The sequence below is a fragment of the Zoogloea sp. genome (genome assembly GCF_028693495.1).
GTDB lineage: Bacteria > Pseudomonadota > Gammaproteobacteria > Burkholderiales > Rhodocyclaceae > Zoogloea.
Genome location: NZ_JAQUVG010000006.1, coordinates 42683 through 64543, shown reverse-complemented (window position 1 = coordinate 64543; position 21861 = coordinate 42683). Strand labels below are relative to the sequence as shown.

Here is a 21861-nt window from a genome sequence, read left to right as displayed (position 1 = left end):
GTCGTGACATCCTGTTCTTCGTGGATAACATCTACCGCTACACCCTGGCCGGTACCGAAGTGTCCGCGCTGCTGGGTCGTATGCCGTCTGCGGTGGGTTACCAGCCGACGCTGGCCGAAGAAATGGGTCGTCTGCAGGAGCGGATCACCTCCACCAAGGTGGGCTCGATCACCTCCATCCAGGCCGTGTATGTGCCTGCGGATGACTTGACCGATCCGTCTCCGGCCACGACCTTCCTCCACCTGGATTCGACCGTCGTGCTGTCGCGTGACATCGCTTCCCTGGGTATCTACCCGGCTGTGGATCCGCTCGACTCCACCTCCCGTCAGCTTGATCCGTTGGTGGTGGGTGAAGAGCACTACAACACCGCTCGTGGTGTTCAGCAGACCCTTCAGCGTTACAAGGAACTGCGCGACATCATCGCGATTCTGGGTATGGACGAACTGGCTCCGGAAGACAAGCTGCTTGTTTCCCGCGCCCGGAAAATCCAGCGTTTCCTGTCCCAGCCGTTCTTCGTGGCGGAAGTGTTTACCGGTTCTCCCGGCAAGTACGTCCCCCTGAAGGAAACGATCAAGGGCTTCAAGATGATCGTGGCTGGTGAGTGTGACCATCTGCCCGAGCAGGCCTTCTACATGGTCGGCCCGATTGAAGAGGCCTTCGAAAAAGCGAAGACCCTCTGATCAATGCGACCATCGCCCGGCGGCGCCTAGCGCCACCGGTTTGAGGAGGAAACTATGGCAATGACCATTCACGTGGATATCGTCAGCGCGGAAGAGCAGATCTTCTCCGGTCTGGCCGAGTTTGTGGCACTTCCCGGCGAATCCGGAGAGCTCGGCATTTTGCCCGGACACATGCCGCTGATGACCCGTATCAAGCCGGGTGCTGTGCGCGTCAAGGTCCAGAACCAGGCTGAAGAAGAGCTGGTTTTTGTGGCTGGCGGTCTGCTCGAAGTCCAGCCGAATCTGGTTACGGTGCTGGCGGATACCGCCATCCGTGGTCATGATCTGGATGAGGCAAAGGCTCTGGAAGCCAAGCGCCTGGCGGAAGAAGCTCTGCAGAATCAGGGCTCTGCCCTGGAGTATGCGCGGGCTCAGTCCGAACTGGCTTCTGCACTGGCCCAGATCGCGGCAATCGGCAAGCTGAAGAAGCGCGGTCACTGAGCGAGTCGAGTCGCTGCAGCAAAAAAAGGGGCAGACCTCAGGGGCTGCCCCTTTTGTCTTGCTGCATCCGGAGGGGCTCCTGCCGGGAGGGGCAAGTTCTCTACTGAAGAGTGGCCTATCGGCCAGATGGAATCCAGGCAGTGGCGTCCGGAGGAGGGTATCTCGATGAGGCTTGGGTGTGAGCCGGTTGCCCAGTGTGCCCGGGCGCAAGGATGACCCTCAGTGATTCTTGAGTTTGCCCAGACGTTTTTCCAGGCGGGCCAGGTCATCCCTGAGATCGGCCACGGCGCCTGCCAGGTCTTCCAGGGCGTTGCGTTTGACCAGCAGGGGCTGTTCCTCGCTTAAATATTCGCTGAGGTTCTCTACCACACTGCGGGCACCCTGAAGGTGCCAATGGACCAGGCTCCGTCCGGTTAGGACTGCCCTGCGGGCGGCGATATCGCCGATGATCCTCGACAGTGCCTCTTCCCCATCCCAGCGCAGCTTGCGCAGCACGAAGCCCAGGGCGTCAGCGAAGTCGGCATTACCACTGATACGGATGTCGGCCATCAGTGCGTCTGGTCCGCTCAGCAGCTTGGGCAGGCTGGCCAGAGGCAGCACCAGTTGCACGTCTGCCTCGCTGCCGGCTGCTTCTGTGAAATAGCCGTCACCGTCTATGCCCAGACCAATGTTCAGGGGTTCCAGGCTGAGCATGGCGTTACGTCCAGCGAAGGGCATCAGCTTCTGCCGAGCCCAGGGGGCGTCGGCAAGCAGGCTGTTCAGGGAGACGATGGTGGCAGATGTCAGCATCATCTGCGGCTTAAAGCTTGTAGCCCCGGTGAAGGGCGACCACCCCGGCGGTCATGTTGAAGTACTCCACGCGGGACAGACCCGCTCCTTCCATCAATGCCTTGAGGGATTCCTGATCCGGATGCATGCGGATGCTTTCAGCCAGGTAGCGGTAGCTGTCGGCATCCCTGGCTACCTTCTCTCCCATCAAGGGCAGCAACTTGAAGGAGTAAAAATCGTAGGCTGGTGCCATCGGCTTCCATACCTTGGAGAATTCCAGCACCAGCAGACGTCCACCAGGCTTCAGGACCCGGCGCATCTCGGCGATGGCAGCGTCCTTGTGGGTCATGTTACGCAAGCCGAAGGCCACGGTGACCACGTCGAAATAATCGTCGGGGAAGGGCAACTGTTCGGCATCACACTGGGCAACCGGAAGAAGGAGGCCATTGTCCACCACTCGGTCGCGTCCCCGGGAGAGCATGGCATGGTTGATGTCGGTTAGCCAGACCTGACCGGTGGGTCCGGTCTTTTTGGCGAAGGCCAGAGACAGGTCGGCGGTCCCGCCTGCCACGTCGAGCACCCGATCCCCTTTACGTACGCCGGCAATTTGTACCGTAAAGGCTTTCCACAGACGATGAAGTCCGAAGGACATCAGGTCATTCATTACATCGTAGCTGCTGGCAACGGATGAGAAGACGCCACGCACCTTGCTGGCTTTCTCGGACTCGGCAACCTTCTGGAAGCCGAAATGGGTAGTCTTGTCGTTCATGATCTGGAGGATCGAAGTCAGTTGGCCGGCCCCAGGGCCAGGCAGGTGTTCAGTGATGGTGGCCGCAACCGCCGGTCTTGGGGGCTGGGGGAGGGAGCTCTGCAGGATCCCGGGTGCCTCCTGCTTCGGCCAGGCGCAGCAGGTAGGTTTGCCAGAGGGCTTCCTGCTGCTCCCCGATGTCGTGGAGGTAGTCCCAGGAATAAAGACCGCTGTCATGACCATCCGAGAACACCGGGCGGATCGCATAGTTACCCACCGGCTCGACCTGGCTGATGTCCACGTCCCGCTTGCCCTGCTGGAGAGTCTCCTGGCCTGCCCCGTGCCCCCTCACCTCGGCCGAGGGAGAAAATACCCGGAGGAACTCGTAGGTGAACGAGAAGCGCTGGCCGTCATCGAATGCAACTTCCATGATGCGGGATTTCTGGTGCAACTTGATTTCGGTGGGAACAGGATCGTCCTTGCGAAGACCGGCCATGGGAACTCCGTGGTGATGATGCACAATCCGTGCATGATACTAGAAGCGAGCCTCGTCGCCCTGAAGAGGGCTTCGAGCCCTACGTGAGCTGTCATCAAAGCTTCAAATTGCTGAAATACACTGCCGGCGTCCGAACATCCTATCCATCGAGGTTTTCATGCCCGCCACCATCCTGCTCGTTGAAGACGAGCCCGCGATCCAGGAACTCATTGCCGCCAACCTGACGCGGGCGGGGCACCATGTGGTCAAGGCCGGCGATGCTGAAACAGCCCAGCGCATCGTACGGGACGCGCTGCCCGATCTGATCCTTCTGGACTGGATGCTGCCCGCCATGTCTGGGGTCGAGTTTGCCCGCCGCCTGCGTGCCGAGGAGCGCACTCGCAGCATTCCCCTGATCATGCTGACGGCCCGGGGAGAAGAGCAGGACAAGGTGCTGGGGCTTGAAGCCGGTGCAGATGACTATATCACCAAGCCTTTTTCACCTCGGGAGCTGGTTGCCCGGATCAAGGCCGTGCTGCGCCGTCGAGCTCCGGAAACCACCGAGGATCCGGTGGAGGTGGGTGGTCTGCGGCTGGACCCGGCGACCCACAGGCTCACGGCGGGCGGACAGCCGGTCACTGTCGGTCCTACTGAATTCCGGCTGCTGCATTTCCTGATGACCCACCCGGAGCGGGTACACTCCCGTGCCCAGTTGCTCGATCAGGTGTGGGGTGATCACGTGTTCGTCGAGGAGCGGACGGTGGATGTGCATATCCGCCGCCTGCGCTGTGCGCTGGAGCCCAGCCATCATGACAGTCTGGTTCAGACTGTCCGGGGCAGCGGGTACCGCTTTTCCATCCAGCAGGAAACTCCCGCTGCCGTGAGATAATCCGGTGCCCAATCCGTCTCCCCAAGGGGTGGTGCTCATCCGCCCGATCAGTTATATCCTGGCTGCCGTTTTCACGGTTCTTGCACTGATCCTGCTGCTTTCGGCGGGCGTCGGCATCTTCTTCGGACTGGTTCCGGCCCTGCTGGCCTTTTGCGGTTGTCTGCTGCTGGCGGGTGCCTATCACGTCAACAACCTGTTCAAGCTGGTGCGCTGGCTGCGTACTCCGGTGGAGGCGGCGGCGCCCCTGCCGAGGGCCTTCGGACTGTGGGACAACGTCTTCGCTGATGTCAACAGCCGGGCGCGCAGCGCCAGCCACCGGCAGGAGCGTCTGTCGGCAGCCCTGGAGCGTTTCCGCCAGGCCAGCCAGGCCATGCCCCATGGCCTGTTGTTCCTCTCGGAAACCAATGCCATTGAATGGGTGAACCGTCAGGGCGAGCAGCATTTCGGCCTTGACCAGCGCCGCGATCAGGGGGCTGCGGTGACCAATATCGTCCGCCAGCCGGATTTCGTGCATTACCTGGAGAAAGGGCAGTACGGCACCCCGCTGACCCTGACGATCGGGCGCCCGGTGTCCCGGACGCTGATGGTCCATGTGGTGCCCTTCAGTGAAGACATGCGTCTGCTGATGTCCGAGGACATCACCCAGGGTGAGCGCCTGGAATCCATGCGGCGTGATTTCGTGGCCAACGTTTCCCATGAAATGCGTACACCCCTGACGGTGGTCAGTGGTTTCCTTGAAATGGTCACGGATGGCCTCGACGATATGGACAAGGAGGATATCCGTCATTACCTGGAGCTGGCTTCGGAGCAGGCGGGTCGGATGCAGCGGCTCATCCAGGATCTCCTGGCATTGTCTGCCCTGGAGGCTGGTGCGCCGATACTGCAGGAAGAGCCGGTGGATGTGCCCGGTCTGCTGGAGGAAATCCGTCAGGAGGCGGAGGTGGTGTCCGCCGGACGTCATACCATCGAGCTGGATTGTTCCACCCCGGCGCGCTTGCTTGGCAACGCCAAGGAGCTTCACAGTGCCTTTGCCAATCTGGCGATCAATGCGATACGTTACACCCCTGCTGGCGGGCATATCCGGATCAGCTGGCGCCAGCGCGGTTCACTGGTGGAGTATGCCGTGGAGGATGACGGGATCGGTATTGCGCCCGAGCATCTTCCCCGTCTGACCGAGCGTTTTTACCGGGTGGATAGAGGACGATCCCGGGAGACCGGTGGAACCGGCCTGGGCCTTGCCATCGTCAAGCATGTGCTGAGCCGCCACCAGGGGGATCTCCTGATCGAGAGTCAGCCCGGCAAGGGCAGCCGTTTTGCAGCCTGCTTTCCGGCACGCCGTCTGGCGAGCTGAACGCTCCTGTGGGTGTGCGACGCCATCCGGCGTCGCGAGTCCCTGCCTGGCTTATCGGGAAACGACTTCGTAGGTAGCCTGGTCGAAATTGGCCCCCCGGGTCACAAGGCTGGTCAGGCGGAGCTGCATGGCGTGGCTTCCGTGCACCTCCAGAACGCGGTCCGCATGGAAGCTGTTGCCCGGCAGGATGATGGTTGCCGGAGCACGCATGGCGGCCACTTCCGGCAGCATGAAGCCCTGGCTGTAGGGACTGCTGTGGGTCACATTGATACCTGCTCCCCGGATGGCTACCGCAGTGGGCAGACCGCCCAGCAGATGGATGCCTGCCAGCAGGGTGCCATCCGGCTCGTACATCAGCCAGCTCACCTGACCAAGCAGGTATTGAGTGCCATCACTGGGCTTGAGGCCGATCAGTTGATGATGTTCGATGCGTTCCACCGGATGCTTGCGCTGCATCCGGAAGCCCGATACCGAGTGGTCCAGGATCAGCCACTCGTCGATGCTGTGGCCTCGCCGTCTGACCTCGGCTTCAGGGTCGGTGATCAGGGCCGGATCCACTTCTTCAGCCCGTCCTCCGAAGGTGATGACATTGATGTCGTAGCTGCTCCCCTGGATCTGGCGCTGATTCGGAGGGATGAACTCCTTCCCCGATACCAGCAGACCGATGGAGTCCCAGTCGGTGCATACCTTGTTGCCGCCCCGCTTGGGTCGCCGTGGAAAACGCCGTCCCGCTGCTGACATGCCCCAGGGACGGTAGAGGGAGACCAGAAGCCGTGCACAGGCAGGCTGTACGCAGTCATCCCCCAGCCCAAGGGAGGCGGGGGTGGTACCTTGCTTGAACTCGGTCAGCATGGCCTTGATCTGAGCGGCCAGCTGATGGCCATCGAAGCGTCGCATCCCGGGACGCGGGCCGATCAGGGCGATCGGGCGCAAACCGTGGTCTTCATTGGCATCGAGTCCGTAAGCCCGGTCATCGTCCTGTTCCCATTCAGTCTGCATGATGCAGTAGGGGGCAAAGCGCTGTGCCCAGCGACAGATCCAGTGCAGTTCCCGCTGATCCCGACCGTAGGGATTGGTCAGGTCCACCAGAAGCAGGGCGATGTACGCTTCGTCCGGACTCTGGGCCTTCCAGGTATTGTTGAGGGGGTCAATCACCCGGCTGTGGGCGACCCCAGCCTTCTCGGCTTCCAGGTAAGCGGCGTGGACCGCCTTCCAGGCTCCCGGAGGCTCGGCCCTACGGGCGCGGAAATATTCGATGATGATCTGGCCCAGGTACTGGATGCGCCGCTGGGCAAGCAGGGGCCACTGAGCCCGGAAATCGTCCCCTCCCTTGCCACTGCTGCGCTCGGAGAGGCGCGCATAGGCGGTGCTGAGGGCCGTCCACAGGCGTACCACCTGGCGCAGGGTGGCATCCTCGGCGCTATCGGGCGGCAGCGGGTGGGCCGCGTAGCGGGACGATATCTCGTGCTGCACAAAAGTAATGGTCTGGCGCGCCGATTCCAGTACCTCAAGCTGCTCCTCCGGGCCCAGGGGACTGGCCAGCAGTCCCTCCAGCATGCGGACCAGGGTCGTGTGACTTTCTGTTGCGCTGAGGGTGTGGAGCGTGCGCAGCAGCTTGCGGTACTGCTCGATACTGCGAAGTTCTGTGAAGCTAGGGAGGCTGTCCGTCATGGGGAGTCCTTGCGTTTCAGCCGGCAATCTGTTCGGCAATCGCATTACGGATGGCCGTAGCCAGGTGAGCGGTATCGACCGCCGGTGCCGGGGAGGGTAGTCCCTTCCGCTGGGTTTGACCCCAGATGGGTTGGGGGAAGTGACGGTCTTCCAGGTAGCGGGGAATCACGTGCCAGTGCAGGTGGGGCACCATATTGCCGAAGCTGGCCAGGTTGATCTTGTCGGGCTGGAAGCATTCGCGTACCGCAACTTCGACGGCCATCAGGATGTTGAAGCAGTGGCGTTGCTCGAATGGCGTCAGATCGCTCATCTCGGCCACGTGATTGTTCCAGATCAGGCGGCAATAGCCAGGGTAGTCCTCGTCTGCAACCTGTATGACCCGACAGCTGGCGTCCTGCCAGAGCACGGTCTCGTGTTCAGGGAAACACAGGGGGCAGTCTTTCGGGGCAGGATTCGGCATGGATGATCTCGAGAACAGTGAGCGATACAGCAGGATTCTAGCCCGGATGAATCCGGATTATGTGTGTATACCGAAGGTGTCTGATGCGGTGGCCTTCATCGGGATTGAATATACCCAGAAGCAATGAACTCAATCCTTTTGCAACCCGGTGCTGGAGCTCTCTGGACGGTGGAACGGGCAGGTGTCCGAGGGACCGAGATCCACGGGGGTGCCATCGACAAAGAGCTTCAGGGTGCCTGGCGGGATGGGCGCCCAGGTTTCATTGTCAGTCAGTGGGGTGGTGGCCACGACGGCGACCCGGTCACCGGGAGACGTGAGGGTGCTGAAGTCCACGGTGACGTCCTGATCCTTCAGGTGGGCCTTGTCGAAGGGCGCCTGGCGTACGATGTAGGTGAGCCGTGAGGCACAGTGGGCAAAAAGGCAGGTGCCGTTGGAGAGCAGGAAGTTGAACTCTCCGTGCTGACCGATTTCGGTTGCGATCTCCCGTACGGCCGCAAACAGCGGCTCCAGGGCGGGTTCGCCCCCCGGGAAGCGCCGACGCAGGGATTCCATCAGATGGCAGAAGGCCCGCTCCGAATCGGTCTGGCCGACGGGTGTGAACTCTCCTTCCAGCTGGGGCCGAAAGTCCTTCAGGTTCCCGTTGTGGGCAAACACCCAGTAGCGGCCCCACAATTCCCGCTGGAAGGGATGGGTGTTTTCCAGACTGATCGTGCCTTGGGTAGCCTTGCGGATGTGCGCGATCACATTGAGGGAGTGGATAGGGTAATGGCGTACCAGCTCGGCCACCGGCGAGACGCTGCTGGCCTGGGGGTCCAGAAAGACCCGAACCCCCCGTCCCTCGAAAAAGGCGATCCCCCATCCGTCCCCGTGGATGTCCGTCAGACCGCCTCGGGCCTGGAAGCCGGCAAAGGAAAAACAGATGTCGGTGGGGGTGTTGCAGTTCATTCCCAGTAGTTGGCACATGGTGATCCGGATTTCCTGTGTGGCTGAAGATCGTTTTAGCGGTCACAATTCAAGCTTGTCCGGTGCGCCTTTCCGGGCGGCACCCTTTCATTCCCCGGACGTGGTCCGAGAGGGATTTCATCATGAACACAAGCTTATCCGATCAGGCCGCTGGGATTGCTGCCGCGGGGCGTCTTCTGAATGCTGCGCAGCGCATTCTTTTCATTACAGGGGCTGGCCTGTCCGCAGATTCCGGCTTGCCGACCTACCGGGGGGTGGGGGGGCTGTACGAGGATGCCCACACGGATATCGGCTTGCCCATCGAACAGGCTCTCTCCGGTGCGATGTTCCGGGAAAGGCCCGACATTACCTGGCGTTTTCTGTCCCAGATCGAATCCAGCTGCCGGGGGGCCAGGCCCAATCCGGGCCATTATGCAATCGCCCGGCTGGAGGCGCTCCATGGACAGGTTACCGTCCTCACCCAGAATGTGGATGGCTTTCATCTGGAGGCAGGCTCCCGGGACGTGATCGAGATGCACGGAACCCTGCGCCGGCTGCGCTGTGTGGACTGCGGCCGGGCACGCCAGGTGAGCAGTTATGCGGGTCTGGAGATTCCCCCGGAGTGCCCCTATTGCGGCGGTCTGTTGCGGCCGGATGTGGTCCTGTTTGGGGAAAGCCTCCCCGATGCCGCGGTGCACCGCTACCAGACGGTGCTGGAGGCGGGTCCTGACCTGATCGTTTCGGTGGGCACGGGCAGCGCCTTTCCCTATATTGCCGGGCCGGTGGTCTGGGCTGTGGATAAGGGCATTCCTACCATCGAGATCAATCCAGGGCACACCCCTCTGAGTGAACAGGTCCGGGTGTGCCTGAAAATGAGGGCTGCCGAAGCCCTGCCGGCAATGCTGGATGCTGCCGGCTATAGCTTGGACTGCGGTCGGGATGCCCGTGGTTGAGGGCGGATAGACGTTTCTCGCTGCACTGCCGCAGGAGCGCTAAAATCGCCAGCCTTTTCCCCTGGAACCATGACGGCATGGAATTCTCCCGCATCCTCGCCCAGCTTGACGATACCCTGCTGCGTGAATTGTTCTCGGCCCATGCCCTGGCCAAGGGGCGCACCTATGTGGGCCGGGTGCGCAACATCGAAACAGCCGGCCATCAGATCCAGGGTCTTGTCCAGGGGACCGAGCCCGTTCCCTATCGGGTCAGCGTGCGTGTCGACCGCCGGGATTTCTTCGGTGAATGCACCCTGGAGCTGGCGACCCGCTGCAGCTGTCCGGTAGGAAACCGGTGCAAGCATGCGGTGGCCCTGATCCTGGCGTCCCGGCGTCCCGGCGCCCTGGTGGACAAGCCCCGGGCCGAAGTGCTTGCCTGGGCCAAGGGCCTTCGGGAGCGCGTCGACAAGGCCGGCAAGCCCACCCGCAAGGCAGCGCCCTCCAGGGAGGCCATCCTGTATCTCCTCACGCCTGTCGCGACCGCCCAGGGACAGGAGGTGGACCTGAGCCTGCTGAAGGCCCGGATGAGCGCTGATGATGTGCCTTCAGGTGCGGCCAGCGAATGGTACAACTACGAGCAGGCCTTGCTGCGTCCTCCCGGTTTTGTCCGGGAGGACGATCTCCAGGTATTCCGCCTGTTGCGGGGGATCAACCGGCGCACTGGCGGTTATGGCCGTCCGGAGTTGCTTGGGGCGCCGGGCATGGCGCTGCTCGAAAGTGCGGTCCGTACCGGCCGTACGTACCTGCAGGAGACGGAAGGGGGGCGCCTGCAGCGTCTGAACCTGGGGGGGAGCCGGCCCGGAAGGCTCGTCTGGCAACCCGGGGACCAGGGCGTCTGCCCCCAGGTACGGGTGGAGCCTTCCGCCAGTCTGGTGATCCGTACCCTGCCCCTGGCCTATTTCGATTTCACGGCGGGGGAGGTGGGGCCGGTCAGCATCGATCAGGCTCCGGTCGTCACCGAGCTGCTGACCCTGCCACCGCTCTCGCGGACCGAGCTGCCGGTGGTCACCAGTGCCCTGGCCGATGTCGCGCCCGAACTGCCGTCCCCCCAGGGAGATACGCGTGCCGCGCTCCCCCTGATTGAAAGTCCGTGTCAGCCGGTGCTTTCCCTGACCACCCTGTACTGCTGGAGCTGGCGTCAGCACCGGGGGTATCCCGCGGATTTCGGTGGCCGTGAATACGACGTGGCGACCCCCTTCTTCTGTTACGACGAAGCTCGCTTCGAGGCAGGCAGCACAGGGGCACTGGCGACCCTGCCCGACGGCCGCGCCGTGCGGGTCAAGCGGGACCTGGAAGCCGAGGCGCGAGCCTGGAAGGCGTTTCAGCAGGCGGGCTTTCTGCCTCTCAAGCGGGGCTGGCTGATCAGTCCTGGCACCCTCACCGAGGGGCTTTATGGTCTGGAAAGTGAAGACCACTGGGCCCATTTCTTTGCCTTGACGGCTCCTGCCCTTCAGGAAGGAGGCTGGCGCATCGATGCGCCCAGGGATTTCCGTCACCGGGTACTGGTGGCCAGCGGTTGGGAGGTGAGTATCGAGGACGGCGACGAGGGCTGGCTAGAGGTGGCCCTGGGTGTCGAGGTGGAGGGGCGCCGGGTGGATCTGGCACCCATGCTCCACGCGGTCTTCCGCCAGGATCCCCGCTGGCTGGATCCCCGCCAGATCGACGCGATTGCCGACGACAGCCAGATCATCGTGCAGCTCGACGACGGGGACCGGGTGGCCCTGGCGGCCGAGCGGGTGAAGCCGCTGGCGCGGACCCTGGTGGACCTGTTCGACAGTCCTTCCCCATCCTTGAGGATTTCCCTGCTGGATGCCCCTCGCCTGGCCGACGGGCTGGGCAAGGGGTGGCAGGCCAGGGGCATGGGCAAGCTGGAGGAGTGGGTCAAGCGTATCCGGGGCGTGGAGCGGGTCAAGGCGGTGTCCGCCCCGAAGGGCTTCGCGATGGATCTCCGCCCCTACCAGCTGGAGGGACTGGCCTGGCTCCAGCACCTGCGCAAGCACGAATTGGGCGGCATCCTGGCTGACGATATGGGGCTCGGCAAGACCGCCCAGACCCTTGCCCACCTGCTCACCGAGAAGCGTGGCCGGCGCCTGGGCAAGCCAGCCCTGGTGGTGCTTCCCACTTCCCTGGTGTTCAACTGGCAGCGGGAGGCCGAGCGCTGCGCGCCGGCCCTCAAGGTGCTGAGCCTGCGGGGCAAGGCCCGGGCCGAGGCTTTCGCCCGGATTCCCGAACATGATGTCTGCCTCACCACCTATCCCCTGCTGTGGCGGGACCGGGAGCAGCTGGCGGCTCATGAGTACCACTCCCTCATTCTCGATGAGGCCCAGACTGTCAAGAACGCCGCCAGCCAGGCAGCGCAGGTGGTGCGCATCCTGAAGGCGCAACACCGGCTGTGCCTGACCGGCACGCCCCTCGAGAATCACCTGGGCGAGCTGTGGAGCCAGTTCGACTTCCTGCTGCCGGGCTTTCTCGGGGAGGCCAAGGACTTCACCGCCCGCTGGCGGACGCCCATCGAGAAGCACGGGGATACGGTCCGGCGCGATCTGCTGGCCCGGCGCATTGCCCCCTTCATCCTGCGCCGGCGCAAGGAGCAGGTGGCCACCGAGCTGCCACCGAAGACGGTGGTCGTGCGCACGGTCGAGCTGGAGGGCCGGCAGCGGGATCTCTACGAGACGGTACGGATCAGCATGGACAAGAAGGTCCGCGACGAGATTGCCGCCCGGGGATTTGCCCGCAGCCAGATCGTCATCCTGGATGCCCTCCTCAAGCTGCGCCAGGTATGCTGCGACCCCCGCCTGCTGAAGACCGAGGCTGCCCTCAAGGTCCGGGAGCGGGCCAAGCTGGGCTTATTGATGGACATGCTGCCGGAGTTGGTGGAGGAGGGGCGGAAGGTACTGGTGTTTTCCCAGTTCACCGCCATGCTGGCCCTGATCGCCGCGGAGCTCACCACCCGCCGCATCGAGTACGTGACCCTCACCGGCGATACCGGTGACCGGGAAGCCCCCGTGAAGGCCTTTCAGGAGGGGGCTGTGCCGGTGTTCCTGATCAGCCTGAAGGCCGGTGGGGTGGGGCTCAACCTGACCGCGGCCGACACGGTGATCCATTACGATCCCTGGTGGAATCCCGCCGCCGAGAACCAGGCCACTGACCGGGCGCACCGGCTGGGGCAGGACAAGGCGGTGTTCGTCTATAAGCTGGTGGTGGCCGGCTCCATCGAGGAGAAGATCCTCGGCTTGCAGGAAAGGAAGGCTGAGCTGGCCGCGGGCATCCTGTCGGAGGATCGGGCCGGCGCGGTCAAATTCGGCGAGACCGACATCCAGACCTTGCTGGCGCCCTTGCCGGAGGTTAAAGGTGGGGAGGATGCCTCCTCTGCACCGGCCAGGCGCGGACGCCCGCGCAAGGCGGCCACCCCTGCGGCCTAGAGCGACGGCGGAATCTGCTTACTCCTGGACCCCGGGCCGGGGAGGCTTTAGCAGGTAGCGGGCCGGGTCCATGGCGTCCACCAGGTCCCGTTCGAGGGGCAAGGGGTCGCCGTTGAGCTGGCTGGCCAGCAGTTCGCCCACCAGGCTGGCCCACACCAGCCCCCGGGCGCCGAAGCCAGAGACCGCATGCAGGCCGGGCAGGCGGGGGATCGTATCCAGGGGGGTGCTCTTGTCTGCGCTGGCCACGGCGGGGAGTGCCCCCACCATGGGCAGCCGGTCCGGGGATGCAGGGCGGAATCCCACCCGCCCGTCCAGGCTGGCCGGGTCGTAGGGGGCTGCGTAGCCGGGCAGGATCAGGTCGAGTTTTTCCAGGTTTTCCCGGTGCTCCGCCTCGCGTAGTTCGGTGCCTTCGTCATCTGCCAGGAAGGTGGCGCCGGCGCAGCGGAGGCCATCCACTTCCGGGCTCACGTAGCCGTTCCGGCACACCACCAGCCGGGGCGGGCTGGCCGGGTCGGCTGGCAGGTGGGATACCTGTCCCCGGGCTGGACGCACGGGCAGGGCTGCGGCCTCGGGCAGGCCACGGATGCCGGTGCCGTTGGCGAGGATCAGGATGGCTGCCCGGGCGATCTCGCCCGCGTCCGGATCCAGTGCGACCCAGTCGTCCCCTTGCCGTTCCAGGCGGGCGAGGGGGCGTCCGAAGTGGGCGGTGATCCGTTCGCCACCCAGGGCGAGGTTGGCCCTGCACAGGCTGGGGGGCTGGATCCAGCCGCCGGACGGAAAATGCCAGCCGCCCCGCTCCACCGGCCATCCGGCCAGGTCGGATGCGTCGGCGGCGCTCACGTAGCGCAGGTAGTCCGCCGGGTAGGCATGGGCGTCCACCACGCTGCGCATCTTGTTTTCCTGTTTCTCGTCCCGCGCCAGGTGCAGGACACCGCAGTCCTCCCAGCGGACCGGATGCCCCGCGTCGGCCAGGGCTTTCAGATGCTGCAGACCGTAGGTGAAGCCGGCCCGGGTCAGGCGGGCCAGGCGGTTGTCGTCCAGGCTGGGGAGCGGACGGAAGACCCCGGCCCGGTTGCCGGAGGCACCCTGGCCGGGGCCGTCGGCCGCATCAATGAGGGTGATCCGCCATCCCCGGGCGGCTAAGCGTTCAGCCACGGAGGTGCCGGCCACGCCGGCGCCGACGACGATGGCGTGGCGTGGCGGGGCGGGGCGGGAGGGGGAGCCGTCCTGGGGCCGCTGGCCGGTCAGCATCTCCCGCTTGCCGCCGAAGCCCGGCTGGCGTTCCAGCTGGAAACCGGCCTCCTGCAGGCCGCGCCGGACGTGGCCGGTGACCGACCAGGTGGCCAGCGTGGCCGCAGGAGCTGCCAGCCGGGTGAGCTGGGAGAATACTGCCTCGGACCACAGGTCCGGGTTGCGGGCTGGGGAGAAGCCATCCAGGAAGAATGCATCCGCCTGCAGCGCCAGTCGGGGCAGGGCTTCCCGTGCGTCGCCGAGGATCAGGGTCAGCCGGACCTGGCCACCGTCCAGGTCCAGGCGGTGGGTGCCGGGTACCAGCAGGGGCCACTTGTCCTGCAGTTCGGCGGCCAGGGGGGCCAGTCCGGGCCACCCTGCCTGCAGGCGGGCCAGGTCGTCCCGGCGGAACGGGTGCTTTTCCACCGAAATAAAATCCAGTGTCCGGCTGCGCAGGGGGTCGCTCCGCCAGGCTTCCCAGGTGGCCAGGAAGTTCAGGCCCAGGCCGAATCCGGTCTCGAGGATCGTGAATGCCTCGCGCCCCTGCCAGCGCCCGGGCAGGCCGTTGCCCTGCAGGAAGACATGCCGGGCCTGGCCCAGACCGCCGGACGTGGTGTGATAGACGTCGTCGAAGACGGGGGAGTAGGGTGTGCCGTCGTCCTGGAGATGGAAGTCGGCCGGCACGAGGGGGGAAGGGAAAGTCATGGTGATCAGCAGGTGAGCACGGGGCCGCAAGGGTAGCAGGACGATGGGCGCCGCTGCCTTGTGGCGGGACAGGCTGCCTTCAGGCGACCCGGTTGCGGGGGGAGCCTGCCACGAAGGCTTCGATGTTGCCGGTCAGCTGGTCGGCGAGGGCCTGCATGGCGTCCCCGCTGGACCAGGCCACGTGCGGGGTGAGGATGAAGTTGCCGGCTTCCAGCAGGTCCGGGGCCAGCAGGGGATTATCCCCGGGCGGCTCTTCGGACAGCACGTCGAAGCCGGCACCGCCGATGGTCCCGGCACGCAGGGCCTCGGCCAGCGCCTGCTCATCCACCAGTCCGCCGCGGGCCGTGTTGATGAGCAGGGCGCCGGGTTTCATGGCCGCCAGCTCGGTCGCGCCGATCAGGTGCCGGGTGCGCTCGTCGAGGGGGCAGTGCAGGCTGAGGATGTCAGCCACCCTCAGGGCTTCCTCGAAGGGCACGTAGCCTTCACGCGGCTGCCCGGCGCCCTTGCGCTCGACGCGGATCACCTTCATGCGGAAGGCTTCGGCGAGGCGTGCAACGCCCTCGCCCAGCACGCCGCTGCCGAGAATCGCCAGGGTCTGGCCGGACAGGTCACGGATCGGGTAGTCGAAATAGCAGAACTGCGCGCTCCGCTGCCAGCGGCCTGCCGCGACAGAACGATGGAACGGGCCGATCTGCCGGGACAGGGCGAGGAGCAGGGCGAAGACATGCTCGGGCACCGTCTCCCGGGCGTAGCCGCGGACGTTGGAGACCACCACGCCGTGGGCCCGGCAGGCCTCCAGGTCCACGTTGTTGTAGCCGGTGGCGGCAATCGCGACCATCTGCAGGCTGGGCAGCCCGGTGATGATCTCCGCCGTCAGCAGGCGCTTGTTGACGATGGCGATGGTCGCTCCGGCCAGGCGGGCCGCGACCTCCTCCTGGCGGGTGGCTGTGTGTTCGACCCAGTCGTGAGGGAAGGCCGGACGGCGCACGCTGGCGATCAGGGCGCCGGATTCGAGGGTGACGATGCGGTGCATGGGCGTCGGGTGGGTAGGGAGGAGGGGCCAGCTTACTCCAGGTAGACCTGCACCGGTTCTCGGGGCCTGCCTGCGCCCCGGTTCAGAACTCGACCCCAGCCTGGGCGGCGATGCCAGCCTTGAAGGCGTGCTTGACCACGCCCATGTCGGTCACCGTGTCCGCGGCCTCGATGAGGGCGTCGGGGGCGCCTCGTCCGGTCACGATCACGTGCTGCATGGCCGGACGGGCCTGGAGGTCGGCGATCACCGCCTGAACATCCAGGTAGGCATACTTGAGGACGATGTTGAGCTCGTCCAGCACCACCAGCCCGATGTCGGGATCCTGCAGAAAGGCGCGAGCCTGTTCCCAGCCAGCTTTGGCGCTGGCCACGTCGGCGCTGCGGTCCTGGGTGTCCCAGGTGAAGCCGTCGCCCATCACGTGCCAGCTCACTTCCGGCTGGCGGCGGAAGAAGGCTTCCTCACCAGTGTCCGAACGGCCCTTGACGAACTGCACGACGCCGACCTTCATGCCGTGCCCGATGGCCCGGGCCAGTACGCCGAAGGCAGCACTGGACTTGCCCTTGCCGTTGCCGGTGTTGACCAGCAGGACGCCGCGCCGGTCGGTGGCAGCAGCGATGGCTGCATCCACCACGGCCTTCTTGCGTTCCATGCGGTTCTTGTGGCGGGCGTCGCGCTCCGGATCGGTGGGAGACGTGGCAGTGTTCTGGTCGCTCATGGGGTTCTCGGTAAGGGTAGGGAAAGCGTGTTGGGTCGGTCTAGCAGGGCAGGAACAGGGTCTGGCTGCCGTCCCGGATGGCCCGCAGGGGATGGCCATAGGCGTGGGACAGGCGTTCGGCGGTGAGAATTTCCCTGGCGGGGCCGAATTCATGTCCCCCCTGGCCGTCCAGCAGCAGCACGTGACTGGCATAGCGGGCGGTGAGATTGATGTCGTGGAGCACCATGACGATGCCCGCCCCCGATCTGGCCAGCGCCTGGAAGTGATCAAGGACGCCGATCTCGTGGTGCAGATCCAGGTGGGCGAGGGGTTCGTCCAGCAGGTAGAGGCGGGGTTGCTGCACCAGCAGGGCAGCAATCGCCAGGCGCTGGCGCTCTCCCCCCGAGAGGGTAGGAACCTGGCGCTCGGCAAAGCCGTCCAGCCCCAGCGTGGCCAGCGCGGCGAGGGCGATGGCCTCGTCCTCCGGGCTTTCCCAGTCCCAGCGTCCTAAATAGGGATGGCGGCCGACCAGGGCCGTCTCGAGCACCGTGGCACTGAAGAAATCCGGCTGGCTCTGCGCCAGCAGGCCGCGCAGGCAGGCCTCGTGCCCCCGCGGCCAGGCGGCGTAGGGCTGGCCCGAGAGCAGCACATCGCCGCCTGCCACGTCGCGCAGGCCGGCCAGGGTATGGAGCAGGGTGGTCTTGCCGGCACCGTTGCGCCCGAGGATCACCAGGGTGTCGCCGGGCTGGAGGGTGAAATCCAGATCGTGGACCACGTTCCGTCGACCCACCTGAACACTCAGGCGGTCGGCAGCGAGAACCGGGGGGCGGGCATCCGTCTTCATCGGGGATGCCTGGCCAGCAGGAAGAGGAAGACGGGGACGCCGATCAGGGCGGTCAGCACGCCCACCGGCAACTGGATCGGGGCCACGACGGTGCGTGCCGCCGTGTCGGCTGCGCACAGCAGCACGCCACCTGCCAGGGTGGCGGCGGGGAGCAGCAGGCGCTGGTCGTTGCCGATGGCCAGACGCACCAGGTGGGGCACGATCAGGCCGACGAAGCCCACCGAGCCCACAGTGGTCACGGCCACGGCGGTCAGCAGGGAACCCAGGCCATACACCAGCCCGCGCAGGCGGCCGGTGCGAACTCCCAGAGCCCGGGCGGTGACTTCGCCCCGGGACAGCAGATTGAGTTCGCGGGAGAACGGCATGGCGGCGGCCAGCCCGATCACCAGCAGCGCCAGAGCTGGCCAGGGCCGGGTGGCACCGGAGGCATCTCCCATCAGCCAGAACAGCATGCCCTTGACCCGCCCTTCCGGGGCCAGGCTCAGCATCAGTGCCACGGCGGCGCCACAGCCCGCAGCGACGATGACACCGGTGAGGAGCAGGCGGGTCTGGGTCCAGGAGCCGTCGCCGTGGGCCAGTCCGAACACCAGCAGGGTGGCGGCCAGGGCGCCAATGAAGGCGCCGCTGTCGATCCAGCCTGCGGTGGCGCCAGCGAGGATGGCGCCCAGCGCCCCCACGGCGGCGCCACCGGAAATGCCGAGCACGTAGGGGTCGGCCAGCGGGTTGCGGAGCAGGACCTGCATCAGGGCGCCAGCCAGGGCCAGCAGTCCGCCGCAGGCGAAGGCCGCGACGGCCCGGGGGAGCCGCAGGGTGCGGACGATGTCCGCCTCCATGCCGCCCTGGCCCCCGGAGAGCGCAGCCCACAGGTCGGCTGCACCAATGGGCATTGCTCCGGCGGCCAGGGACCAGGCCATGGCCGCCAGCGAGGCCAGCAGCAGACCGCCCAGTACTGCGATGGCCCGGCTGCGTACCCGTCTCATGCTGCCCTGCCCGGTGCGTGCCCCGGCTGTGGGCTGACCCTCGACCATCGTCCCTCCGCTCATGGTTTATTTGGGCGCGTAGCGTACGCCGAAGAACAGGTTTGCGCCGGGGGTGTTGTAGCCGTAGGCCGTCTCGTACTGCTTGTCGAGCAGGTTGTTGACCCGTCCTTCAACCGCCCACTCGTGGGTCAGGGCGTACTTGGCATAGGCGTTCAGGATGCCGTAGCCACCCATGGGACGGATCTCGCCCGCCCGGTCGTAGCGGTTGCCGGAGCCGCGCCATTCGGTACCTACGGTGAGGGCTTGCAGGCGCCGGCTTATGGACAGGTTGGCGAACTGGTTGGTCCGGCGCGGCAGGCGTTTGTCCGTATCCAGATCCTTGGGATCGAGGAAGTCCACGCTGGCATTCAGGTCGAAACCGGCCCACTGACCACCATAGCCCAGGGTAACGCCCTCAAGGCGGGCGTTGGCCACGTTCTGGGGGATGAAGTTCTGGTCGTTGGCGATCAGGTTGCTGATCCGGTTACGGTAGTAGGTGGCGCTCAGGTTGTGACCACCCTTTTCCCACAGCAGGCTGACTTCCTTGTTGTAGGCGCTCTCGGCCTTCAGCCCGGCATTGCCGTAGCCCGGGTAATACAGCTCATTGAAGGTGGGTGCCCGGAAGGCCGAGGCGATGCTGCCCTGGATCCGCAGGCTGGGGTTGATCTGGTAGCCGTAGCCGGCGTAGCCGGTGGTCTTGCCGCCATACTGGGTGTTGTCGTCGTGACGGGCGTTCAGTTGCAGCTTGTGGGCTCCCAGGCTTGCTGTCCAGCCCAGCAGGAAGGAGTTGATGGTCCGGCTGACGTCGAAGGTGCCTTCATTGACAGCCTTCTGGTGCAGGTTTTCGTAGGCGGCCAGCAGGCTGCCGATGGGCAGGCGGATGTCGTTCTGCCAGGACAGCTGTTCCTGGGTGGTCTTGATCGTTGCACCCTGGGGGGCATAGGAGGCAAAGTTTTCGTAGTCGTCGATGGACTGGCCGAAACGCAGGGTGCTGGCCCAGCCTTCGCTCAGGCGGTTACGGCTGTAGAGGCTCCAGGCACTCTGGGCGGCATTGTTGTAGTTGTTGTAGGTACGGCCCGAGTCATACATGGAGCGGCTTTCGGCGTACAGCACGGAGGCTCCGATCTCATGGCCGGCAGTGGGGCGCCAGGCGAAGCTGCCGGAGAAGTTACCATTCCGGTACAGGTCGTTGTCCCGGTTGTAGGTGCTCAGCTTGCGGTTCTGGGCGCTGAAGCTGTCGGTCTGGGAATAGCCCCCACGCAGGGAGTAGGAAATCTGCTCGGTACCACCGGCCACGCCGGCCGAGACTTCCCGGGTGCCATGGCTGCCGGCGCCGACGAAGGCATTGACCTTCGGAGCGCCACTGCCCTTCTTGGTGATCACCTGAATGACGCCGCCGATGGCATCGGCTCCGTAGAGAGCGGAGGCCGGGCCGCGGACGATCTCGATACGCTCGATCTGGGACAGGGGAATGTCTTGCCAGGCAGCGCTTCCAAGGGTCGCTGAGCCGAGCCGCATGCCATCCACCAGGAACAGGGTGTGCTTGGAATTGGTGCCACGCATGGAGATGTCGGTGGCCTTGCCCGGACCGCCGTTGGAGCTCATCTGGATGCCGGGCTGGCGGGCGAGGAGTTCGGGCAGCGAGAAGCTGGGGCCGGCCCGCTCGATCTGTTCCCGCTCGATGACGGTCATGTCGGCCAGGGCCTCGTCGGCGCGCTGGGCCTGACGGGCTGCGGTGACGATGACGGTTGCCTGTTCGGCAGGCGCCGCGATGGTGGAGCTGAAGGGGTGGACGGCAGCCACCGCGAGGGTGATGGCGGAAAGACGGATGTTCATAGGTTTTTCTCCCTGGCCCGGTGGCGTCCCCGCCGCCGGGTGGCTTGGCTCTGGAAGGCCAGGGGAGGAAAACGGCGTGAGGAGGCTGGAACGATCCATGGCCGCGCGCGTCGCCACCACCCCGTGGCACTTCCGCTTGATGTGACCAAGGCCGGTATCCGGGCTTGCAGGCTGAGCCGTACCGGTGATGACCGGGACGTACGTGGCGTGTCGCCTTCCCAGGCCTTGGAGGCCCAGTGGCTATGATTGACGCGCCTTGCGCCTGCTTACCGTTGCGGGGGCAGCACAGGAATGATGGCCGGCGGGGCCACGCACCTGTTTCCCGTTTAACTCCCTGACCGGTGGGCGAGGGAGCACCTGGAGCACGCTTGTCATGCAGCAGGCTGCACGACAAGGCACTGATAATATCATCGAAATTCGTCACTTCCCGATTCAAATTGACGTGCACGTCAATTATTTTTGAGAGCCCCATGTCCCTTCATCTGATTGTTGGTGGTGCCCGCTCGGGCAAGAGCCGTCATGCCGAAAACCTTGCTGCCGCCAGCGAGTTGCCTGTCCATGTGATCGTGACCGCCGAGGCCCTGGACGAAGAAATGGCGGCCCGTATCCGGCGTCATCAGGCTGACCGTCCTGCCGGCTGGCAGGTCACCGAGTCGCCCCGCGGGCTTGCCGCAACCTTGCGGGCAACTGCTGCAGAGGGGCGCTGTGTGGTGGTGGACTGCCTGACCCTGTGGCTGGCCAATCTGCTGGAGGGGGCGGAGGGACTGGCTCCGGGGCTGGGTGCTGAGGAACTGTCCCTGTTCCGCGTGGAGCGGGATGCTTTCCTGGCCGTTCTGCCCGAGTTGCCGGGCAAGGTGATCCTGGTCGCCAACGAGGTCGGCCTTGGTCTGGTGCCGGAGTCGCCCCTGGGGCGCCTGTTTCGGGATGAGGCTGGTCGCCTTAACCAGGCTGTTGCGGCCCGGGCGGGACAGGTCGTTTTTGTGGCGGCCGGGCTACCCCTCGTGCTCAAGGACGAATACTGACCGGTGGCGTGGGCATGTCGCCACCAGCCCTCCCGGGTCTCCATTCAGGATGGTCTTTCCATCACGTTTTGATGATAAGCAGATTCATGAAAATGGCTTTTCCGTGATTTTTTGACGGTCACTCCCGGTATTAAGTCACATTTTTTGTGCGTACTTCCCCGTGGCAGGGGGCGGTCGTGCAAAGCAACATCTTCCCCACAACAAAAAATTACATGACAGGGGGCCGTGATGCGCACGCAACGTCTTGCTGCTGGAATGGGTCAGGTTTGCCGGATTGCCCTGCCTTCAAGTCCATCCGGCGGTGTCGCCTGGTACTCGGATGGAGGAAACGCTGAAGTCCGGATCCGGCTTGAAAGTGACGAAGTGAGTAGTCCCCGCCCGGGGCGCCATCAAGTTTTCGTGGTGGTGGGGGAGATCCCGGGGGACTATGAGTTGCATTTCGTGCTCAAGCGGACCTGGGAGAGCGTGCCTCGCAGTAGTTGGCGAGTGTTGTTCCATGTCAGTGCGCCCCGGGCGCGCGGACGGATCCACTGACTGAACCCGCTGCCTGATGTCCTTCAGGCTTGAATAAAACTGCGCCCCGTCCTAGCATCCGCGGCC

Annotated in this window: 19 protein-coding genes, 1 pseudogene and 1 riboswitch; of the genes and pseudogenes, 8 read left to right on the top strand and 12 right to left on the bottom strand. The window is 65.0% G+C overall.

Annotated elements, in window-relative coordinates:
* Together PHD22_RS02300 and PHD22_RS02295 are read left to right on the top strand one after the other, a co-directional pair.
* Window positions 1-680: pseudogene (locus PHD22_RS02300) on the top strand (F0F1 ATP synthase subunit beta); the annotation flags it as partial.
* 54 nt (window positions 681-734) lie between these two features.
* On the top strand, window positions 735-1160 hold the full coding sequence (locus PHD22_RS02295; RefSeq protein ID WP_299861731.1) for a F0F1 ATP synthase subunit epsilon: 426 nt from the start codon (window positions 735-737) through the stop codon (window positions 1158-1160).
* A gap of 219 nt (window positions 1161-1379) precedes the next feature.
* Here the strand turns inward: PHD22_RS02295 and PHD22_RS02290 are convergent, their stop codons facing one another.
* From PHD22_RS02290 to PHD22_RS02280, 3 genes are read right to left on the bottom strand one after another with little or no spacing between them, the layout of a single operon-like run.
* Complete coding sequence (locus PHD22_RS02290) at window positions 1380-1952, bottom strand: SCP2 sterol-binding domain-containing protein (RefSeq protein WP_299861728.1); 573 nt, start codon at window positions 1950-1952, stop codon at window positions 1380-1382.
* A 7-nt stretch (window positions 1953-1959) separates the two neighbouring features.
* Window positions 1960-2697 (bottom strand): bifunctional demethylmenaquinone methyltransferase/2-methoxy-6-polyprenyl-1,4-benzoquinol methylase UbiE, encoded by a 738-nt coding sequence (ubiE, locus tag PHD22_RS02285; RefSeq protein WP_299861725.1) that lies wholly within the window; start codon window positions 2695-2697, stop codon window positions 1960-1962.
* A 49-nt stretch (window positions 2698-2746) separates the two neighbouring features.
* Entirely contained in the window at window positions 2747-3172 is a 426-nt protein-coding gene (locus PHD22_RS02280) for a DUF971 domain-containing protein (RefSeq protein WP_299861722.1), read from the bottom strand.
* Window positions 3173-3329: 157 nt separating this feature from the next.
* Between PHD22_RS02280 and phoB the strand changes: the two genes are divergently transcribed.
* Together phoB and phoR are read left to right on the top strand one after the other, a co-directional pair.
* Complete coding sequence (phoB, locus tag PHD22_RS02275; RefSeq protein WP_299861720.1) at window positions 3330-4040, top strand: phosphate regulon transcriptional regulator PhoB; 711 nt, start codon at window positions 3330-3332, stop codon at window positions 4038-4040.
* A 4-nt stretch (window positions 4041-4044) separates the two neighbouring features.
* Window positions 4045-5391: a phosphate regulon sensor histidine kinase PhoR gene (gene phoR, locus PHD22_RS02270; RefSeq protein WP_299861717.1), complete on the top strand. Its 1347-nt coding sequence runs from the start codon at window positions 4045-4047 to the stop codon at window positions 5389-5391.
* A 51-nt stretch (window positions 5392-5442) separates the two neighbouring features.
* On the opposite strand, the gene PHD22_RS02265 is transcribed toward phoR, so the two are convergent.
* The 3 genes from PHD22_RS02265 to PHD22_RS02255 form a co-directional block, all read right to left on the bottom strand.
* On the bottom strand, window positions 5443-7062 hold the full coding sequence (locus PHD22_RS02265) for a hypothetical protein (protein ID WP_299861714.1): 1620 nt from the start codon (window positions 7060-7062) through the stop codon (window positions 5443-5445).
* Between the two features lie 16 nt (window positions 7063-7078).
* Window positions 7079-7522 (bottom strand): HIT family protein, encoded by a 444-nt coding sequence (locus PHD22_RS02260; protein ID WP_299861711.1) that lies wholly within the window; start codon window positions 7520-7522, stop codon window positions 7079-7081.
* Between the two features lie 129 nt (window positions 7523-7651).
* On the bottom strand, window positions 7652-8485 hold the full coding sequence (locus PHD22_RS02255) for a class II glutamine amidotransferase (protein ID WP_299861708.1): 834 nt from the start codon (window positions 8483-8485) through the stop codon (window positions 7652-7654).
* Window positions 8486-8607: 122 nt separating this feature from the next.
* Here PHD22_RS02255 and PHD22_RS02250 point away from each other — a divergent pair, with 122 nt between their 5' ends.
* Together PHD22_RS02250 and PHD22_RS02245 are read left to right on the top strand one after the other, a co-directional pair.
* Window positions 8608-9417: an NAD-dependent deacylase gene (locus PHD22_RS02250; protein WP_299861705.1), complete on the top strand. Its 810-nt coding sequence runs from the start codon at window positions 8608-8610 to the stop codon at window positions 9415-9417.
* 77 nt (window positions 9418-9494) lie between these two features.
* The gene (locus PHD22_RS02245; protein ID WP_299861702.1) at window positions 9495-12878 is read left to right on the top strand and encodes a DEAD/DEAH box helicase; all 3384 of its coding nucleotides are present in this window, start codon (window positions 9495-9497) and stop codon (window positions 12876-12878) included.
* Window positions 12879-12896: 18 nt separating this feature from the next.
* Here the strand turns inward: PHD22_RS02245 and mnmC are convergent, their stop codons facing one another.
* From mnmC to PHD22_RS02215, 6 genes are all read right to left on the bottom strand, one after another.
* Window positions 12897-14813, bottom strand: coding sequence for a bifunctional tRNA (5-methylaminomethyl-2-thiouridine)(34)-methyltransferase MnmD/FAD-dependent 5-carboxymethylaminomethyl-2-thiouridine(34) oxidoreductase MnmC (gene mnmC, locus PHD22_RS02240; RefSeq protein ID WP_299861699.1), 1917 nt, complete (start codon window positions 14811-14813; stop codon window positions 12897-12899).
* 79 nt (window positions 14814-14892) lie between these two features.
* Window positions 14893-15846, bottom strand: coding sequence for a D-2-hydroxyacid dehydrogenase (locus PHD22_RS02235; RefSeq protein ID WP_299861696.1), 954 nt, complete (start codon window positions 15844-15846; stop codon window positions 14893-14895).
* A gap of 82 nt (window positions 15847-15928) precedes the next feature.
* A complete protein-coding gene (gene cobO / locus PHD22_RS02230) occupies window positions 15929-16561 on the bottom strand; it encodes a cob(I)yrinic acid a,c-diamide adenosyltransferase (RefSeq protein WP_299861693.1) in 633 nt (210 codons plus the stop codon).
* 40 nt (window positions 16562-16601) lie between these two features.
* Window positions 16602-17384 (bottom strand): ABC transporter ATP-binding protein, encoded by a 783-nt coding sequence (locus PHD22_RS02225; protein WP_299861690.1) that lies wholly within the window; start codon window positions 17382-17384, stop codon window positions 16602-16604.
* On the bottom strand, window positions 17381-18364 hold the full coding sequence (locus PHD22_RS02220; RefSeq protein WP_299861687.1) for an iron ABC transporter permease: 984 nt from the start codon (window positions 18362-18364) through the stop codon (window positions 17381-17383). The genes PHD22_RS02225 and PHD22_RS02220 overlap by 4 nt, the downstream gene beginning before the upstream one ends.
* Before the next feature lie 66 nt (window positions 18365-18430).
* Window positions 18431-20239 carry a TonB-dependent receptor gene (locus PHD22_RS02215; protein ID WP_299861684.1) on the bottom strand — a complete coding sequence of 603 codons (1809 nt, stop codon included), beginning with the start codon at window positions 20237-20239 and terminating at the stop codon, window positions 18431-18433.
* Between the two features lie 131 nt (window positions 20240-20370).
* A riboswitch (cobalamin riboswitch) is annotated at window positions 20371-20615 on the bottom strand.
* A gap of 94 nt (window positions 20616-20709) precedes the next feature.
* Here PHD22_RS02215 and cobU point away from each other — a divergent pair.
* Window positions 20710-21261, top strand: coding sequence for a bifunctional adenosylcobinamide kinase/adenosylcobinamide-phosphate guanylyltransferase (gene cobU / locus PHD22_RS02210; protein ID WP_299861681.1), 552 nt, complete (start codon window positions 20710-20712; stop codon window positions 21259-21261).
* Window positions 21262-21489: 228 nt separating this feature from the next.
* Window positions 21490-21795: a protease inhibitor I42 family protein gene (locus PHD22_RS16890; RefSeq protein ID WP_366520667.1), complete on the top strand. Its 306-nt coding sequence runs from the start codon at window positions 21490-21492 to the stop codon at window positions 21793-21795.
* The last annotated feature ends 66 nt before the right edge of the window (window positions 21796-21861 follow it).

Bases quoted from the DNA above. Each gene is read 5' to 3' on its own strand.
- PHD22_RS02295 (WP_299861731.1), top strand. From the start codon at position 735: ATGGCAATGACCATTCACGTGGATATCGTCAGCGCGGAAGAGCAGATC.
- PHD22_RS02290 (WP_299861728.1), bottom strand. From the start codon at position 1,952: ATGATGCTGACATCTGCCACCATCGTCTCCCTGAACAGCCTGCTTGCC.
- ubiE (WP_299861725.1), bottom strand. From the start codon at position 2,697: ATGAACGACAAGACTACCCATTTCGGCTTCCAGAAGGTTGCCGAGTCC.
- PHD22_RS02280 (WP_299861722.1), bottom strand. From the start codon at position 3,172: ATGGCCGGTCTTCGCAAGGACGATCCTGTTCCCACCGAAATCAAGTTG.
- phoB (WP_299861720.1), top strand. From the start codon at position 3,330: ATGCCCGCCACCATCCTGCTCGTTGAAGACGAGCCCGCGATCCAGGAA.
- PHD22_RS02265 (WP_299861714.1), bottom strand. From the start codon at position 7,062: ATGACGGACAGCCTCCCTAGCTTCACAGAACTTCGCAGTATCGAGCAG.
- PHD22_RS02260 (WP_299861711.1), bottom strand. From the start codon at position 7,522: ATGCCGAATCCTGCCCCGAAAGACTGCCCCCTGTGTTTCCCTGAACAC.
- PHD22_RS02255 (WP_299861708.1), bottom strand. From the start codon at position 8,485: ATGTGCCAACTACTGGGAATGAACTGCAACACCCCCACCGACATCTGT.
- PHD22_RS02250 (WP_299861705.1), top strand. From the start codon at position 8,608: ATGAACACAAGCTTATCCGATCAGGCCGCTGGGATTGCTGCCGCGGGG.
- PHD22_RS02245 (WP_299861702.1), top strand. From the start codon at position 9,495: ATGGAATTCTCCCGCATCCTCGCCCAGCTTGACGATACCCTGCTGCGT.
- mnmC (WP_299861699.1), bottom strand. From the start codon at position 14,813: ATGACTTTCCCTTCCCCCCTCGTGCCGGCCGACTTCCATCTCCAGGAC.
- PHD22_RS02235 (WP_299861696.1), bottom strand. From the start codon at position 15,846: ATGCACCGCATCGTCACCCTCGAATCCGGCGCCCTGATCGCCAGCGTG.
- cobO (WP_299861693.1), bottom strand. From the start codon at position 16,561: ATGAGCGACCAGAACACTGCCACGTCTCCCACCGATCCGGAGCGCGAC.
- PHD22_RS02225 (WP_299861690.1), bottom strand. From the start codon at position 17,384: ATGAAGACGGATGCCCGCCCCCCGGTTCTCGCTGCCGACCGCCTGAGT.
- PHD22_RS02220 (WP_299861687.1), bottom strand. From the start codon at position 18,364: ATGAGACGGGTACGCAGCCGGGCCATCGCAGTACTGGGCGGTCTGCTG.
- PHD22_RS02215 (WP_299861684.1), bottom strand. From the start codon at position 20,239: ATGAACATCCGTCTTTCCGCCATCACCCTCGCGGTGGCTGCCGTCCAC.
- cobU (WP_299861681.1), top strand. From the start codon at position 20,710: ATGTCCCTTCATCTGATTGTTGGTGGTGCCCGCTCGGGCAAGAGCCGT.
- PHD22_RS16890 (WP_366520667.1), top strand. From the start codon at position 21,490: ATGCGCACGCAACGTCTTGCTGCTGGAATGGGTCAGGTTTGCCGGATT.